This is a genomic window from Pseudogracilibacillus auburnensis, from assembly GCF_003201975.1.
Classification (GTDB): Bacteria; Bacillota; Bacilli; order Bacillales; family Amphibacillaceae; genus Pseudogracilibacillus; species Pseudogracilibacillus auburnensis.
The window spans coordinates 626,790-643,024 of the sequence record NZ_QJJQ01000001.1 but is presented as its reverse complement, the minus strand read 5'-3'; the positions used below and the strand labels follow the sequence as shown (position 1 = coordinate 643,024).

Below are 16,235 nucleotides of genomic sequence, written 5' to 3'. Positions count from 1 at the left end.
GTGTGGTTACTTACATTTTACACGAAGCTGTTATGGGCTGCTTTATTTTAACTACAGTTTTTTTAGGTGTTGCACTTAATAGTACAATTCGTCATATAAAAATATGAAAAATGAACATTATTAAAAAAAGACAGACCTATCCCGTTTACTCTGTATCCACAAACAGAGCCTTTGAACATATTCAATTACTGATTCAAAGTTAGGAAACGAAGTCTAATAAAGTATATCATTTTTTTAATAATGCTCCTTTTTTACATAATAAATACAATTCAATGAAATTATAGTGGGTCTTTAACGAAAAGTCAATGAAAAATTATTTTCTTTAGCTTGCTATTAAATTTATCGGTCTTTGTTTTTGGTAACATGTATTTTGATAACTTTTTTCTGTTTATTGCTCCCTTATTAATTAGTAACATGATTAGCGCAAAAGAATCTAACTTTTTTTGCTTCATGATTATTTACTGATGATTATATGAAATAACAAAATGAAGAATCACTGAATTGGTTGTAGGGTTATGATAAATATGAGGGCGATCCCCTTCAAATTGAATAGAGTCGTGTTCATCTAACTCATATGTTTCACCATCAATCTCCATATGTAACTTCCCAGACATTACTGTTACAAATTCCCTTACTCCTTTTTGATGTGCCTCTGATGCATACTCGGCCTCTGGCTGTAAATAGCCACGATATAATTCAAAACCATGGGATCGAAACAATGGTTCGGCAATAAACTTTTTATTGTTGCTCATTAATTTTACACCATCTTGTTTTCGAGCAATAGATACGGTGGACTCCATTGATAATAATGATGTAATTGGGATTTTTAAGCCATCAGCAATTTTCCAAATGACAGACAGAGTAGGGTTCCCTTCACCTTTTTCAATTTTTATCAAAGTCAATTTACTTACACCAATTTGATTGGCAAAAGCTTCAATACTTATCCCTTTATTTGACCGAAATTGACGTAAATTCTTCCCAATACGCTCACCGATATTTTTTTCATTCCAAGGAAATTCCGTAGACATGCATTTTCTCCTTCCAATTTAAATATTTTAATTAACCAAAAGGTATTTTAAAGTATACAGAAAGAGGTTGTTATATTATAATATACATTAAAGTTAATTTTAAGTTACTTTATGCTATTTTACCTCATCGGAGGAGTTATGCCAAATATTTTTCAGGGAATGGGGGCTGATAAAATTGAGCCAAGTAAAAATAACAATTAAAACAGCGTTAATAGAAGGATTCCCTCTAGCGATTGCGATCGCTACATATGGATTATCCTATGGAATTCTGGCAACTCAAGCGAATTTAAATCTGTTAAGTACTGTTGCGATGTCCATATTCGTATTTTCTGGATCTGTTCAACTTGTCACCATAGCAATGATCACTTCAGGAGCTACAGTAGCTAGCATCTTTATTACTGCATGTTTATTAAATGTACGTAATTTATTATATGGAGCCGCTCTTGCCGAGGGGTTATCCCCAGTAAAGAAAAGATGGAGATGGTTATTATCATTTGGAGTATCAGATGAACCATTTGTCTTAGGTAGTACAAGATTTAAAAAATTTGGCCCAGATCCTCTTTATTTTGGTGTTGTTGCAGGACTTTTTTACATTGCTTGGATTATTTCATCCTACACTGGTGCCTTAATAGGGGATCAAATTGATCCATTAAAGTGGGGGTTAGATTTAGCTTTTCCAGTAACGTTTACAGCACTACTTATTCCTTCATTAAATGAAAAGCCCGCTATTGCAACTGCATTAAGTGCAGCCACTATTGCAAGTGGATTAGAAACCTTTTTCCCGGGAAATGAGTTAACGGTCATTGCGGCAGGGGTATTATCCCCTTTTTTGGGTCTTTATCTAGCAAGGAGGTCATTAGGGCATGATTAATCCTTGGATACTAATTATCTTGTTATCTATCTCAACATTTGTTTCACGAATCCTCGGGGTTGAGATGATGGCAAAGAGAGAAGTAAATCCAACATTGCAATTATATTTTAGTTACGTTCCAATCGCAATCATGGCAGCTTTAATCATGAAGCAAATTATTATCCCAACGACATCTGGACAATTAATTATATCTTTTCCAGTTTTATTTGGTGCCCTTGCGACTGGAATCTCTATCAAGGTGAGCAAGCTATTCCTTCCTTCAGTCATCATTGGAATGATTGTTGGATTACTTGTTCGAAATTTATTCTATTCATCTTAAAGGTTATAAAACATTAGCCTAACTACTTTTCGTTAGGCTAATGTTTACTTGCCTAGGTCAAATAAGAACGCTTTTTGACTAAGTAGCTTCTAAAAGGGGGATGGAGATTTCATGACGTAAGCAAATTAATCCACACCTCAATTAAAAGATAAATAGTACGGTCAATCATTCAAAACTTAAAATTCTTCATGAATTAAATCACTTATTACTCCCGATGCGACTTTACTTTCCTTACTAGCGGCATTTATAAGTTGAGGAGGAATTGATAAAGTGCAATCTCCACTCGCATAAACTCCTTCCATATTTATACGTCCAAATGTGCATCTGTTTCAATTCCACCATTCTTGGTTATTGTACATCCTAATAGTTGAGCTAACGGAGATGCTCGTTCTAACTTACTCGAAATAAAGCCAAAGTACCTTTTTTAAGGTTTAAGGTTGTTTTTAATATCGGCCTGAAACTGTCTCGGTGAATGCCCAGTATGACGTTTAAATGCATGATAAAAACTAGACATACTTTGATAGCCAATTTGAAACCCAATTTCTGTACTACTTAGGGTCGTTGTCATAAGCAATTCTTGTGCTTTTCGGATTCTTATTTTTTCCAAATATAGACGAGGTGTATATCCAGTCCTATTCTTGAAAGTTCGAGTTAAATGAAATTGGCTGACCCCGACCTTAGCAGCTATATCATTTAAATGAATGTTTTTCCAATATTGATTTTCAATTATTTCTTTCGTATCTTTGATAATTGAATGTAGTGGGTCATAGTTTTTGAGACTAAGATCTGGACGACATCGTTTACAGGGACGATATCCTGCCAGTTGAGCCTCTTCAGCATTAGTATAAAACGATACATTTTTATATTTCGGGATTTTTGACCTACAAGATGGACGACAAAAAATGCCTGTAGTTTTAATTGCATATAAAAATTCCCCGTCATATTTAGGGTCACATGTTACCACAGCTTCCCACATTATTTCTTTAGACATATTATTTAAAATTTTCATTTCCTTCTACACCTTTGGAAAGATTCGCCCTAAACATCATGTACATAGTATACAATCCGACTACTATTATTGGTACCAAAAGATACATTTGGAAAAATGGTAATACAAACAAACATAAAAGGAGTGATATCAATGATGCCCACCATGCGAATGTTTTTTTCTTAAACAATTTAACACCCGCTGCCATTGATAAGATGTAAACTAAAATTCCTAGAGAAGTCGGAATAAACAATAGGTCATTAAACGTGAATGAAAAAAGCTCTGCCACGAACACTCCTAATATTGCAAAACAAATGATAAACATCACCATTCGTCTTGGTATTCCAGTTGTACGATGTACTTTTTCGAAAAAAACTGGAAAAGATCCGTCCCTGCTTAAAGAATATCCTAATTGAGTGAGACTAGCGACAAATGCATTCGCAGTTCCTGTACAAATGATAAACGCCAAAACAGCAGTGACAACTTGGGCACCAACCCCGACTGTCTCCCCCATCATTACCCCTAAAGGAGATAAATTGCTTTCACTACTTCCATACGTTGCAGTTCCAATGGTGACAAAGCTCAACATTAAAAACAATACCCCTATGATAATGGCACTAATGATGGTTCCCTTTACAATATCTTTGTCTGGATTTTTGAAATGATTTGCCAAACTACAAATTGCTTCCCATCCAAAAAAAGACCAAAATATAACGGTAATAGCACTTCCAACTGAAAACCAACCATTCGGTGCAAAAGGAATAAAATTCTCCCATCGAATACTCGGTATGGACACTATGATTGTGACTAATAAGAGAATAAGTAAGCAGCCACTTAAAATCAATGCCAGTTTACCACTAACACTCACACCGTAAAAATTAGAAATACCTGCAATCATTAAAATGAAGACGGCAATAAGAATCGTGTAAAAATGTGAAAGTCCGAATGCTAGACTAACATAAAAAGCACCAGTTAAAGCTACGATTGTTTGTCCAATAGCAGCTGTGACGAAATAAAACCACCCGACAATATTACCCGTATGATAGCCAAATGAATTTCTAACAAAAGTTGCTGCCCCACCTGCGTCTGGATAGTTACGAGCTAAAATGGCAAACGAATATGCCAGTGGAAAATTGATCACTATCACAATCACCCAGGATACAATGGAAGCTGGACCAGCCATAGAAGCAGTTACGCTTGATAAAAAAAGTACTCCTGATCCTAAAATAGCTGCCATGTATAAAGCAACACCTTGAAATAAACCAATTGATTTGTTTTCCATTGCTTCACCCCTTCACACACATATTGTATCAACGAAGGGGTAAGAAATTCTTCTCGTTTTTTGCGGTTTAATTTATTTACATAATATGTCGCTTGAGAAAAAAACTGTCCATATGGGTAGGGTTAAAAATACACTAGATTAGTATCGCACCATTATCGTTCAATCGGCGTCGATTTTTGGGTCAATAACCAATTCGTTTATACTAATCTCCATTTGGTAAAATTAAAAAGGGATAAACCTTCTCATTTCAGTCCTATTAAATACTTCTCATGTTAAATAATTTCTCTACAAGTATTTGTGAAGGATATTTCCTAACATTAGATCAACAAAATGAACTTTTTCCATCCATGTTTTACCTACTACGACAATTTTATAGAATGAAATTGATCTCCTTCACTTATTCTTTTCATAAATCCCCATAGCATTTTTTAAAAATGCTTGTTCCTTTTCTGTAAATGGATGGGGGAAATGGAATGACTCTAGAGATGGTAACTTTTCTTTAATGTATGTAAGGTTCCCCTTCATCGTCTCCTCCATGAGTTGGAACAGTTCTTCGATTGTTTCTTGTGCTTCGTTTGATGATGGTACCACATTATCATATGATAATTGTTTTATTTCAGATAGAATTTTTGTCCATTCTTTATCTAAATTAATTTCCTCCGATTTATTTAATTTAAATATGGGATCCGTGATATCTTGAGAAAAATGCTCCTTCATCCATTTCTCCGTATCTTCTTCAAACATTAACTTTTGCAGCATCGCACAAAACACCTCAACATTAACCAATTCTTCTGATTCTACCAGTTCAATCATATGTGTTAAATCGGATAAAATGTTTATGATTTCTTGTTTTTTCGCTTCAAAGATTTGCTTTTGATCGTTTAAAGAATTTAATAATGCTCCACCTTCAACGATATTTTTTTCCAGCATATCTTTTATTTCTTTTAATGGGAATCCGAGAAACTGCAAAGCTTTTATTTTTTTTAGGATTGTTAAATCGTCATTCGAATATAATCTGTGCCCACCCTCCGAATAATCACTCGGTTTTAATAAGCCAATATTGTCATAATAACGAAGCGTTCGAATACTAACATTAGCTTTTTGTGCGAACTCCCCGATGGTATATACAATCTTTGCCAACGGCTTCACCCTCATCCTTTTGGTAACTTTTATCGTAGTAAATATTCACATTTATACGTTAAAATACTTTATAACAGGATAAGAATACTTCTTACCCTTCAAAGTATAAATAACTGCAATTAAAATTAATATTGTTTCCAGTATAATTAGTAAATACGATAGAGTTGAAAGAATACTATATTTCGTTGATAGAAAGGTTAATGTCAAAAAAACTGGAAAGAACGTAAAATGAAGATTCATTCCTTCCTTCGCATGATCGGCAAAATAATCATTTCTACCCTTTGATATTAGGTATACTAAAACTGGTAAAAAGAAAGTGAGTAAAAGTGAAAACAAATGCATTAGACTTGCTAATATCCTATTTAAAAGACTTTCCTTTTTCATATTGATCCTCCAATTGCATTATTTTTTAGTTGCTACCTGATCAAGTAACTAAATTCATCATAAAAGATGACGCAACTGGAGATTCAAGAACAAAATTTAAATTTAATACAATAATTTGCAATAGGTAATCCATCTACCTATTGCTTCTGTTTATTTAGACGTTTCACTACTTCTCTTCTTTCCATAAACTTTTTGATGTAACCCCCACGATACAACCTTTTATTATCATTGGTAACTAACTACGAAGAAATCGCTCTAAATACAAACTCACCGTAAATTTCCAATAAACTCCTCTATCTCTTCTGCAATTTTTTCAAATTCAATAGTATGGAGATAGTGTGAAGCATCTAATTCGATCAATATGCTATTTTCTTGTTCCATACTAAATTCCCGTTGCAGACGCTCCCATGTATCCTCATCCATTCCTGTCCCCTTACCATTGGATGAAAATAATAACATTGGAACATTAGGTGTGTTGTTCTCTTCTACCTTTTTAGCATTTTCTTTAATCATTTTAACTTCGTTTATCATATTTTTTGTAAAGGTTCGACGATACGAAATTATTTTATATAGTTGCTGTTCTTCTTCTGTTAAAGTGCCATGTTTTGCCGCGTCACTTTCCACTGCGCTTGGAATCCACCTAATAACACCCGTTTGAGCGGCAAATGCAAGTAATCGAACAACGGGCATTTGGATATGGTAGTTTTCATATGCTGCAGGTATTGCCATATCTAAGCCAATTGTTCGCACTGCTAAGAGCCTCTCTCGTTTCAGAAAGGATCGTATCCATATCCCGATCCGATTCAGTAATATCACTAAATCGATATCCTGCCTTTTCGATTACAACAATCCGATCTTGATCTTTTAACAGTGAATAGAGTGATTTAAAATCTAACATTGGAGAACTCGTCCTACCACCAGACATAAAAACAAGTGTATCTTCCCCATCCCCTTCCGTATAAACATGGATATAATGCTCATCTACTTTGACTAGCTCGCCTTTAGGGATAAACATATTATCTTCTTTTGATAACTGAATATGATGGTTTATCCATGAGACAATGATAAAACATGAAATAAGGACAAATGGTGTAACGATCAATATGATTGCCATTCGCTTTAATCTCCTCATTTTATCCTGCATGGAAAATTATTTAAAGTTCTATTTTTCAAGTTACGATCTACAGCTTATTATACCAGCTAAATGACAGCCAAGATGTGTTAAACAGGTAAATAGTTTGACATTACTAAATGGCAGATAAGAAGCGGCCTCCATTCCATTGATGAAGCGATCCACCAAAATTTTTCTAAATTGAGGCAAATGGTGCAATAGAAAAATAATCTTTGTTTATAATATAAACAGGACGGACTTTTTATCGTTAGAAGTAGGAAATTCCATTTTATGAAAGAAAGGTTGAGGTACGTTGGTTAGAGTAGGTATTTTAGTTGGCAGCTTAAGAAGAGAATCATTTTCAAAAAAAATTGCAGCAAATGTTGCTGAACTGTTCCCTAACGGTTTTGAAACATCATTTGTGGAGATTGGTAACTTACCGTTATACAATCAAGATTTTGATGATGATCACGATGTTCCCGCTGAGATGACGGCATTTCGTAACAAAATGAAAGAAATTGATGCTGTATTATTCGTAACCCCAGAATACAATCGTTCCATTCCAGCCGTATTAAAAAATGCACTAGATGTAGGTTCGCGCCCTTACGGTTCAAGTGTTTGGGATGGGAAACCAGCAGCAATCATTAGCCAATCACCGGGCAATATCAGTGGATTTGGTGCAAATCATCATTTACGTCAGCCGCTCGTTTTTCTCAACATGCCAGTTTTACAACAGCCGGAAGCTTATCTCGCGAACTCGGCAGACCTGTTAAATGAAAATGGGGAGATAACGAATGAAGGTACAATTCAATTTTTACAAACATTTGTCGATGCATTTGTGGATTTAATTAAAAGGTATCAAGCTTAATCCTAAGCACTGATAAGACTGACAGTAAATAGCTAAATATTGCTGTCAGTTTTTTTATAAAATGGAAACAATATATTCACGAAGAAATTTATCTCAATTAAGTGATTAGACTTTTTTCAAGGATAATTTTATGTATCCCTTTTTCATCCCGATATGTGTCAATAACATCAAATCCATTTTTAATATTTAACAGCAACATACCGCGCCATTTGTTCATTGTTTTTGTTCGGACAACTTTATACCCTTCTTCTCGCAAATATTGATGTTGCATGTCCATTAGTTTGGTAGCAATTCCATGTTTTCTGTACTTAGCATCTACCCCACCTAACCAACTGTAAAATTTATTTTGATCAATTGCATATCCTATCTTATATCCAATTATATTCTTGCCATCCATTGCAATAATTACGAACAATTGAGGCTTATTTGCCATTTTATGAATCAAATCATGGGAAATACCAAATATACTTTGATGAAGGTCTACTATCCCACCTATTACATCCATATCAGGTATGGAATGGTAAATAAAATAATCATTGGCCAATTGTCATTCGCCCTCCTAAGGAATATGAATTTGTTCTGTAAGACAAAAAAACATCCACTTAAAAACTGTTAAAAGTACGTGTCAAATAGGAGCCAATAAAAAGGATCAAGAAGTTCCACTGGCTAAAAACGCCACGTCCTCGGACTGCGCTAAATGCTCATCCCATCGAAAAGCATTGGGACTCCGCTAAATGCTCGTCCCATCAAAGACATTGGGACTCCGCTAAATGCTCGTCCCATCGAAGACACTGCTCCTGCGAATACTCGTCGCAATAAACATTGCTCGTCGAAGGCGGCGTAGCTATGAGGAACGGAGCGTATGCTTTTACATACGTGAGTACCTAAAAAAGCAAGCTTAGAAAACTTGGCATTCGCAACGCCTTTACTGCGAATACCTTAGTTGCACTTATGCGAGTCAAGAAAGGATGTATCCTTTCCTAACTGCCAACGCAGAAATTCGATGCGTCATTTTTTTTGGACTTTTTGAACATCCTCTAAAAGCACAATGACCGTCTCGTCACTGTGCTTTCATTTCATTATCTTTTAATTGGGATCCATATCTCACTATAGTAGTCCTCTGATGAAGGATCGGCATCACTTAGATAAACTTCCATCTCAGGGCCACCAGCATGTTCATAACCTGTTGCTGGAAACCATTCAGAAAAAATTCGCTCCCAAACTTTTGGCATTGCATCTGGCATTGCACCATGCACTGGAAACACTGCCCAACTCGCAGCAGGAATCTCCTTTTCCTCCCAATCAGATGGCACATTTTCCATCTGTTTTTCAGCACAAATTAAATATGTTAAATTTTCTTGTTGTTTGTCAAAGTCCATGCAAATACCAATCAATCCTAAAGAACCACAGTTTTTAGCGAGCTCTTCTGTAAATCCATTCTCATGCGATTCATTCCAAAAAGCAGCTATCCTCTTGTTGTTTTCTCCTTCTAAAGTGGTTGTCCGAATACTTTTCCCTACCACAGTAAAAGTTTTTTTCTCGACAATCTTGTAATCCATTTCTACATCTCCCTTTAACTGAATTTGAAAAGAAAGCTTTGGATAGGCTTTTAACGATTGGCTATTTTTCTTAGCAACCGTCGGATTAATACCATGAATTTTCCGAAATGCTTTTGTAAAAGCTTCTGGACTTTCATATCCATACTTCATCGCAACATCAATCACTTTAGAGTTAGAATAAACTAATTCCTGTGCTGCGACTGTAATACGACGATTTCGGATATATTCGCTCACAGTATAGCTCGTTAACATATGGAACATTCTTTGGAAATGAAATTTAGACATGCAAGCACTTCTAGCAATATCTTCAATAAATAGATCATTATCTAAATTTTTTTCCACAAATTCGATTGCATGTAACATTCTTTGCAGCCCTTCCATGTAAAACGCTCCTTTCACTATTCAGTCTATCAACCTCATATAGAACAATCCTGTTAATCTGTGCTCTCTTTTGACAGATGTTTTTTGTATCGTACTCACTCTATAAACCATAATACCATGTATTTCTGATGCTTTACTGTTTAAGTATTTTAATATTTATGTAAATTAAGCTGTTAATTTTCAATTCCACTTGAAAATTTTATTTTACCCTTGAATCACACGTTACGTTATGTTTTATACTGTAAATGAAAGGAGGTAAAAAAAGTGTATTCCATTGGTCAGCTTTCTAAAAAAACCGGCGTGACAGTCCGCACCCTCGATTATTATGATGAAATTGGTCTTATCACCCCCTCTTCCAAAACAGAAGGTGGTCATCGATTATATAGTGACGACGATGTTATGCGACTGGAGCAAGTTTTAGCCTTAAAGTTTATGGGTTTTTCACTTCAACAAATACAAGAAGTTTTAGATCGCCCTACCGCAACATGGGAAGATTCTTTGGAAAAACAATTAAAAATGATCCGTCAACAACAAAAACAATTAAAAGAATTAGAACGAGCGGTGCAAAGTGTCCTTTATTCTGTTCAGTTTGAGGATGCAATAAATTGGGCTATTATTTTTGAGATCATTCAAATGTTTAAACAAAGCAAAGAATCTGTACAGGATTTATTTGAACATTACTTCAATCCCAATGAATATAAAGAAATTCAGGATATGGGAAAGCGGATGGATGAACAAGATCTTCAAGAGTGGCAAGATATCTATCATGATGTTCGGGCAAATATACATGTACATCCGGGATCCGATACAGCACAACGTTTAGCCCGAAGATGGATGGATAAAGTGGATGAAATGTTTGCAGGGAACAAAGAGATCGAAGCTAAAATGTGGCATGCAATGAAGGATCACAAAGACGATATCACGTTTTATCCAATCGATAAAGATATGGTTAACTTTATAGATAGTGCCGTTACTATTATGTATCAAGAAAACGATCAGAACAATAATCGTTCCAAGAGGGAGGCAGAAGATGAATAACGTACACCAAACAAAATGTGCGAAAGAACCGGTAGCGATTAAAGTTGAAAATCTAGTCAAGACATATGGCAATGACGTTAAAGCGCTCGATGGATTAACGTTTTCAGTGAAAGCAGGGGCGATTTTTGGTTTCCTGGGACCAAATGGTGCGGGAAAATCAACTGCTGTTCACATTATGACTACTCTTGTAAACCCCGATCATGGAAAAGTAACAATAGCTGGAATGGATATCATTTCCAACCAAGCGGTCATACGGCAAACCATTGGGTGTGTTGCTCAGAAATCAGGTGTAGACCTGCTAAGTACAGGACGTGAAAACCTTACACTTCAAGGTCAGCTCTATGGTCTTCGCGGTTCACAGCTTCGAACAAGAGTCTCAGACTTACTAGAACGTTTTCATTTGACTAAAGTGGCCAAACGCCCAGCTAATACGTATTCAGGTGGAATGCAACGTAAATTAGACATAGCCATGGGTCTGATCCACCGTCCGCGGATTTTATTTCTTGATGAGCCGACAACAGGTCTTGACCCTGAATCTCGAACTGCCTTATGGGAGTCGATTAGAGAGTTAGCAAAAGAGGAAGGTTTAACCGTTTTAATCACAACCCATTATCTTGAAGAAGCAGATCAGCTTGCAGACGAAGTGGCGATCATCGATCATGGAAAGATAATTATTAAAGGAAATCCTGAAAAGTTAAAAGAAGAACTGCATGGTGATATTCTACAATTAGAATTATCTGAGACGAACAGTTTTGAAAATATAGAGCATATTATTAGTGATTTACCTGAAATTCAAGAAATTATGATCGAAAACGATTCGGTATATATACGAACAGATAGTAGCGCTAAAATTGTTGCTGTTGTCTTAGGTATTTTGGAAAAGGCAGGAGTTAACATCAAATCAACGACAATATCACGCCCTACACTTGATGATGTCTATATGAAATATACAGGGAAAACATTGAGTAAATCAGAAGGGGAGGTTGATTCATAATGAATATGCTTACTCATTCGTGGTATATGACTCTTCGTCATCTACGGAACACTTTACGTATGCCATTTGTGATCTTCATGAACCTTATTCAACCGATTATTTGGCTGTTTCTTTTCAGTTCACTTTTTAGCAGTATTATTCATATCCCTGGTTTTAACAGCAATTCTTATATTAATTATCTTGCTCCAGGCATTGTCATCATGAGTACCTTCATGGCAGGAAGTTATGCAGGTATGAGTATGATAGCAGACCATAATCATGGTGTTTTGAATCGTTTTCTTACTTCTCCTGTCAAACGTAGTGCATTAATTCTTGGCCCTTTAATTCAAAACGCTGTCACCATGATCATTCAAGCAACTATCATGATTCTTCTTTCGTTCATGCTTGGTGCTAATTTTGCTGGTGGGCTAGTAGGTATTTTCATTTTAATTATTTGTGGGGTAATGGTTGGCATTGGTTTTGGTGCTTTATCTCTATCGATCGCTTTACTTGTTAGAAATGAACAAGCATTAATGGCATTCGTCGGCTTTATTTCTATGCCTGTCATGTTTTTATCCAGTCTTTTTATGCCGTTACAGCTTGTACCAGATTGGATTCACAATATTGCTCGCTTTAATCCTGTTAATTGGGCAGGAGAGGCAGGGCGTGAAGCAATTAAGACAAATATCGATTGGGGAATAGTTCTGACTTATTCCGGATACTTACTTATCTTTTCGATTTTGTCCATTTTGCTTGCAACATTGAGTTTTCGTAAATATCAAAAAACAATATAAGTAAATTTAAAGAAGGAAGGCATTAAACGAACTGGTTTTACTGAAAAGAAGAAGAATTTTTCATGCTGATTTCTAATTGGAAGCAGGACAGGAATTAGTTTTCCCTGCTTCTCTTTCGATTTCTTACTCGAAATACAAAGGGATGAGATTTATGATAAGTAGTTTTGAAATACACTTAATTCTTATTTTTACACGTCTGCGTTTAACAACTCATAATAATCATCAAAATAAGCATGTATTCTATGTCCCCCAAATAAGTCTCCATCATCAAATTCACAATAAATATCATTTACTCTAATTACAATATCATATAAAGTAATTACTTCTGCAAATTTCTCCTTCGTTACATCATATTCACCTGCATCTACAACATCCCAATTTAAATTTTCATCATTCTCATCATATTCAGGCCAAGAGTCATTTTTATAATCAATCAATTTCTCTGCTATAGCTACTTTTGCCTTTTTATCAAAGTCTTCCATAAACAAAAATAGTTCTTCCGCTTTTTTTAACAACTTGTTAACATTAACACCTTCATTTCTGATGTCCAATGACCAGTGTATTTTCCCGTCATTTTGTTCATATGTTTTACAAATCTCATTATATGTAAATAGTCCAATTAACTCACTTTGTATTGTTTTTTCCATCTCTCATTTCCTTTCTATAAAGGTAATTCTATTGATTACATCACCATTCCCTATTCAAACATATGCAAATTCCTTTGTACAAGATGAATTGAAACAATCTTATCAGAAAATCGATCCTATCTTCCATACTTCTTTCGTTCCAATTTTTCGCTTCACCTTTCTATTACAAGTTTAACGAGAACATAGCTTAAGGTAAAGATATAGTATTGAGTCTTATGCATGAATGGAATTATCGATAGCAAGCATGCAATTACTTCCTGAAAAGGTATAGACATTCCTTATTAAACAAAGTCTTATAGAGAATCTTTTAGTAACAGCATATGCTATAAAAGAGAGGGGAATAAATAATGTAAAACAAAAAATATGACATTTATCTCAAGACCTAGATATTCATATTATGTTTTAAACGAATCATCTTGTGAAAAAATAAAGTTTAGTTTAGATGCCCAGAATATTAGCTCTCGCTATAATATCAGCGGAAGTACAATGCAATATGATTCTACACTAATTTAGAGGAAATGGAGAGCGGATCGAGATCACCGCGTGACCTTTTCGGTGTTTTTCCATTGTGAAGGGAACGAGGCGAGACTACCACGTGACCTTCATGACGATTTTCGACTGCGATGGGAACGCGGTGAGGCTACCACGTGACAAAAGATGAGAAACAATGGAACTTTTTAAGGTAGAATAGATGATAGGAACAAAAAGTAAACAGTGAGTAATTAAAAAAGTCATTCACAAAACGTTTTATAATATGTTAAGGAGATATCCCATGCTATATCCAATACTTCAACAATTTCTACCTGCAATTAAATCATTAAATACTAAAAAGCCTCTCACAAAAAATGATTTGCTAAATGAATCATTTTTATTAAATAATGATGGAGATATAAAGATATACTACGCCCCTCACAATGAATATATCAACAAGGAAGCGAAAATAATTATTGTTGGGATTACCCCTGGATGGCATCAAATGAAAACTGCTTTTGAGCAATTTGTAAAAGATCTTTCATCTAACAACAGTATAGAAGCAAGTTTGATTCAAGCAAAAATATCAGCAGGATTTGCTGGTTCAATGAGAACCAATCTTGTTGACATGCTTGACCAATGTTATATTCCAGAAGCTCTTCATATACAGAATTCATCCTCTTTATTTGGTGAAAATAGACAGCTTATTCATACAACATCAGTAATCAAATACCCGGTATTTTTTAAAGAAAAAAACTACACTGGATTTCAACCACCTATCGATCGTTCTCCTTTATTAAGGGATTATCCTTACAAGGTTTTTCCAAAGGAGTTAGCTCAAATTTCTCCAACTGCATTGGTAATTCCTCTAGGCAGAACAGTTGAGAATGTCATCTTTAAGCTAGGGAAAGAACGAAAGCTGCCCAACCATACCTATTTAATCGGTTTTCCACATCCATCTGGGGCAAATGGACATCGTATAGACCAATTCCACCAACAAAAGGATTATCTTCGTGAAAAAGTGAAAATATGGGCTGATCGGAGTTAAGTCTCATAAGTGAACCCTTAGATTTTCAGGCTTCAAAAACAAATAAAAACTCGGACACTGAGCTAATTGAGCAATGCACAGATGGGTTAATTCAATTGGATAAAGGACAATTAAAAGGAATCTATCAGTTATCACACTAATCCTGTAACAAAATGCCAGTTTAGCTTTGTCCAACTGGCATCTTATTTGGTTTAAAACTCATTTTTTACCAAGAAGCATCTATTTAGATAATGGGCTTCCTCCCATCTCCTTAAGTTTCATGCCAACTATTGACGTAATTCTTACTACATTTTTGGTTTCGAAAGATGATTATCTTATCGTTATACATTCCATATGTAGTAAAAAAATTAGGCTTCCCCACTTCTTCAAAATGTTTATTCCATTTGAACATATTCAAAAACACCTGGAATGTAGGTTTATAATTTGCATACTCTAACCGCATTTTTTGCTTTAAAAACCGCATGATAATACGATACGTTCTTATCGAATATTTTGTATCTAAAAAGATAATTAAATCTGCATGAAGAAAACTATTGGCAACCCATTCTTCGCTATGAACACCCTCAACAATCCAGCTATCAGATTGAATGATAGTATGTAAACATTCTTCTTTTTCATGTTCCGTTCTTCTTATATCCCCAGACTTATGTCTTACCCAAACAACGTTATCTAGTTCGTAAAATGGTATATCAAATTTTAATGACAGTTGTTTTGCGAGAGTAGTTTTTCCGCTTCCTACAGATCCAATAATATGTATTCTTTTAGGTATTTGCTTCAATTAATCACCCCATTAAAACCGCTCTATAATATTCCAAGTTTCATTTACAATAATCTTAACATAGACATTTGGCGAAAAACATTTTTCTGGAAATATGCTAACATACATTGAGGGGTGAATGTATTGTGATACATCAAATGGGTTTATACGAAGCATATTTTAATGCTATTAAAGAAGGAAAAAAGAAGGTTGAGGTTCGGCTGAACGATAAAAAAAGAAGAAAAATAAAAGTTGGGGATACGATCGAATTTATTAAACATCCTGAACAAAATGATACATTGCAAGTAAAAGTAACAGAGCTTAGAACATATGATACATTTAAAGATATGTATGAACATATACCTTTTGGTGATTTTGATTGTGAAGGCTGGACAATGAAAGAGATGATAGATGGGACATATGAAATATACAGTCTAGAACAGGAAAAGAAGTGGGGAACATTGGCGATTACAATAGAGTATTAAAAATGGATTCATCCACTAACTAGCGAATTGGTTGCCGAAGTCCCCCATGTTGATCAAAGCTGTAGTTGGAAAAAGTTGAAATAAACGACGC

19 protein-coding genes are annotated in these 16,235 nt (G+C 35.0%); 8 read left to right on the top strand and 11 right to left on the bottom strand.

Annotation, left to right across the window (positions count from 1 at the left end):
* Positions 1 to 458: 458 nt before the first annotated feature.
* The gene (locus DFR56_RS03050) at positions 459 to 1,028 is read right to left on the bottom strand and encodes a helix-turn-helix domain-containing protein (protein ID WP_110393921.1); all 570 of its coding nucleotides are present in this window, start codon (positions 1,026 to 1,028) and stop codon (positions 459 to 461) included.
* A gap of 175 nt (positions 1,029 to 1,203) precedes the next feature.
* Here DFR56_RS03050 and DFR56_RS03045 point away from each other — a divergent pair, with 175 nt between their 5' ends.
* Positions 1,204 to 1,899: an AzlC family ABC transporter permease gene (locus tag DFR56_RS03045; RefSeq protein ID WP_110393920.1), complete on the top strand. Its 696-nt coding sequence runs from the start codon at positions 1,204 to 1,206 to the stop codon at positions 1,897 to 1,899.
* Positions 1,892 to 2,218: an AzlD domain-containing protein gene (locus DFR56_RS03040; protein WP_110393919.1), complete on the top strand. Its 327-nt coding sequence runs from the start codon at positions 1,892 to 1,894 to the stop codon at positions 2,216 to 2,218. Before DFR56_RS03045 ends, DFR56_RS03040 begins: the two co-directional genes overlap by 8 nt.
* Before the next feature lie 424 nt (positions 2,219 to 2,642).
* Here DFR56_RS03040 and DFR56_RS03035 read toward each other — a convergent pair whose 3' ends face one another.
* The 6 genes from DFR56_RS03035 to DFR56_RS23405 all read right to left on the bottom strand — a co-directional run bounded on the left by DFR56_RS03035 (position 2,643) and on the right by DFR56_RS23405 (position 7,126).
* Complete coding sequence (locus DFR56_RS03035) at positions 2,643 to 3,227, bottom strand: bifunctional transcriptional activator/DNA repair enzyme AdaA (protein WP_110393918.1); 585 nt, start codon at positions 3,225 to 3,227, stop codon at positions 2,643 to 2,645.
* Positions 3,211 to 4,488 (bottom strand): APC family permease, encoded by a 1,278-nt coding sequence (locus DFR56_RS03030; RefSeq protein ID WP_110393917.1) that lies wholly within the window; start codon positions 4,486 to 4,488, stop codon positions 3,211 to 3,213. The genes DFR56_RS03035 and DFR56_RS03030 overlap by 17 nt, the downstream gene beginning before the upstream one ends.
* 393 nt (positions 4,489 to 4,881) lie before the next feature.
* Positions 4,882 to 5,628: a MerR family transcriptional regulator gene (locus DFR56_RS03025; RefSeq protein WP_110393916.1), complete on the bottom strand. Its 747-nt coding sequence runs from the start codon at positions 5,626 to 5,628 to the stop codon at positions 4,882 to 4,884.
* 51 nt (positions 5,629 to 5,679) lie between these two features.
* Positions 5,680 to 6,012, bottom strand: coding sequence for a magnetosome magnetite crystal formation protein family (locus DFR56_RS03020; protein ID WP_110393915.1), 333 nt, complete (start codon positions 6,010 to 6,012; stop codon positions 5,680 to 5,682).
* A 267-nt stretch (positions 6,013 to 6,279) separates the two neighbouring features.
* Positions 6,280 to 6,762: a hypothetical protein gene (locus DFR56_RS23410; RefSeq protein ID WP_244916406.1), complete on the bottom strand. Its 483-nt coding sequence runs from the start codon at positions 6,760 to 6,762 to the stop codon at positions 6,280 to 6,282.
* Positions 6,719 to 7,126 (bottom strand): alpha/beta fold hydrolase, encoded by a 408-nt coding sequence (locus DFR56_RS23405; RefSeq protein ID WP_244916405.1) that lies wholly within the window; start codon positions 7,124 to 7,126, stop codon positions 6,719 to 6,721. The genes DFR56_RS23410 and DFR56_RS23405 overlap by 44 nt, the downstream gene beginning before the upstream one ends.
* A 310-nt stretch (positions 7,127 to 7,436) precedes the next feature.
* Between DFR56_RS23405 and DFR56_RS03010 the strand changes: the two genes are divergently transcribed.
* Positions 7,437 to 7,991, top strand: a complete 555-nt coding sequence (locus DFR56_RS03010) for an NADPH-dependent FMN reductase (protein ID WP_110393914.1) — start codon at positions 7,437 to 7,439, stop codon at positions 7,989 to 7,991.
* 97 nt (positions 7,992 to 8,088) lie between these two features.
* Here DFR56_RS03010 and DFR56_RS03005 read toward each other — a convergent pair whose 3' ends face one another.
* A complete protein-coding gene (locus DFR56_RS03005; RefSeq protein WP_244916404.1) occupies positions 8,089 to 8,535 on the bottom strand; it encodes a GNAT family N-acetyltransferase in 447 nt (148 codons plus the stop codon).
* A gap of 535 nt (positions 8,536 to 9,070) precedes the next feature.
* On the bottom strand, positions 9,071 to 9,931 hold the full coding sequence (locus DFR56_RS03000) for an AraC family transcriptional regulator (RefSeq protein ID WP_110393913.1): 861 nt from the start codon (positions 9,929 to 9,931) through the stop codon (positions 9,071 to 9,073).
* Positions 9,932 to 10,195: 264 nt separating this feature from the next.
* Here DFR56_RS03000 and DFR56_RS02995 point away from each other — a divergent pair, with 264 nt between their 5' ends.
* From DFR56_RS02995 to DFR56_RS02985, 3 genes are read left to right on the top strand one after another with little or no spacing between them, the layout of a single operon-like run.
* Positions 10,196 to 10,969, top strand: a complete 774-nt coding sequence (locus DFR56_RS02995) for a MerR family transcriptional regulator (protein ID WP_110393912.1) — start codon at positions 10,196 to 10,198, stop codon at positions 10,967 to 10,969.
* Positions 10,962 to 11,963, top strand: a complete 1,002-nt coding sequence (locus DFR56_RS02990) for an ATP-binding cassette domain-containing protein (RefSeq protein WP_110393911.1) — start codon at positions 10,962 to 10,964, stop codon at positions 11,961 to 11,963. Before DFR56_RS02995 ends, DFR56_RS02990 begins: the two co-directional genes overlap by 8 nt.
* Positions 11,963 to 12,736 carry an ABC transporter permease gene (locus tag DFR56_RS02985; RefSeq protein ID WP_110393910.1) on the top strand — a complete coding sequence of 258 codons (774 nt, stop codon included), beginning with the start codon at positions 11,963 to 11,965 and terminating at the stop codon, positions 12,734 to 12,736. Before DFR56_RS02990 ends, DFR56_RS02985 begins: the two co-directional genes overlap by 1 nt.
* Before the next feature lie 188 nt (positions 12,737 to 12,924).
* Here DFR56_RS02985 and DFR56_RS02980 read toward each other — a convergent pair whose 3' ends face one another.
* Positions 12,925 to 13,383 carry a DUF2262 domain-containing protein gene (locus DFR56_RS02980; protein ID WP_110393909.1) on the bottom strand — a complete coding sequence of 153 codons (459 nt, stop codon included), beginning with the start codon at positions 13,381 to 13,383 and terminating at the stop codon, positions 12,925 to 12,927.
* A 772-nt stretch (positions 13,384 to 14,155) separates the two neighbouring features.
* Here DFR56_RS02980 and DFR56_RS02975 point away from each other — a divergent pair.
* Positions 14,156 to 14,902 carry a hypothetical protein gene (locus DFR56_RS02975; protein ID WP_110393908.1) on the top strand — a complete coding sequence of 249 codons (747 nt, stop codon included), beginning with the start codon at positions 14,156 to 14,158 and terminating at the stop codon, positions 14,900 to 14,902.
* A 250-nt stretch (positions 14,903 to 15,152) separates the two neighbouring features.
* Here the strand turns inward: DFR56_RS02975 and DFR56_RS02970 are convergent, their stop codons facing one another.
* A complete protein-coding gene (locus DFR56_RS02970; RefSeq protein WP_110393907.1) occupies positions 15,153 to 15,680 on the bottom strand; it encodes a P-loop NTPase family protein in 528 nt (175 codons plus the stop codon).
* Positions 15,681 to 15,805: 125 nt separating this feature from the next.
* Here DFR56_RS02970 and DFR56_RS02965 point away from each other — a divergent pair, with 125 nt between their 5' ends.
* Positions 15,806 to 16,144, top strand: coding sequence for an ASCH domain-containing protein (locus DFR56_RS02965; protein ID WP_110393906.1), 339 nt, complete (start codon positions 15,806 to 15,808; stop codon positions 16,142 to 16,144).
* Positions 16,145 to 16,235: the final 91 nt, after the last annotated feature.

Bases quoted from the DNA above. Each gene is read 5' to 3' on its own strand.
- DFR56_RS02980 (WP_110393909.1), bottom strand. From the start codon at position 13,383: ATGGAAAAAACAATACAAAGTGAGTTAATTGGACTATTTACATATAAT.
- DFR56_RS03035 (WP_110393918.1), bottom strand. From the start codon at position 3,227: ATGAAAATTTTAAATAATATGTCTAAAGAAATAATGTGGGAAGCTGTG.
- DFR56_RS03000 (WP_110393913.1), bottom strand. From the start codon at position 9,931: ATGGAAGGGCTGCAAAGAATGTTACATGCAATCGAATTTGTGGAAAAA.
- DFR56_RS02975 (WP_110393908.1), top strand. From the start codon at position 14,156: ATGCTATATCCAATACTTCAACAATTTCTACCTGCAATTAAATCATTA.
- DFR56_RS02990 (WP_110393911.1), top strand. From the start codon at position 10,962: ATGAATAACGTACACCAAACAAAATGTGCGAAAGAACCGGTAGCGATT.
- DFR56_RS03020 (WP_110393915.1), bottom strand. From the start codon at position 6,012: ATGAAAAAGGAAAGTCTTTTAAATAGGATATTAGCAAGTCTAATGCAT.
- DFR56_RS23405 (WP_244916405.1), bottom strand. From the start codon at position 7,126: ATGGCAATCATATTGATCGTTACACCATTTGTCCTTATTTCATGTTTT.
- DFR56_RS03050 (WP_110393921.1), bottom strand. From the start codon at position 1,028: ATGTCTACGGAATTTCCTTGGAATGAAAAAAATATCGGTGAGCGTATT.
- DFR56_RS02985 (WP_110393910.1), top strand. From the start codon at position 11,963: ATGAATATGCTTACTCATTCGTGGTATATGACTCTTCGTCATCTACGG.
- DFR56_RS03030 (WP_110393917.1), bottom strand. From the start codon at position 4,488: ATGGAAAACAAATCAATTGGTTTATTTCAAGGTGTTGCTTTATACATG.
- DFR56_RS03040 (WP_110393919.1), top strand. From the start codon at position 1,892: ATGATTAATCCTTGGATACTAATTATCTTGTTATCTATCTCAACATTT.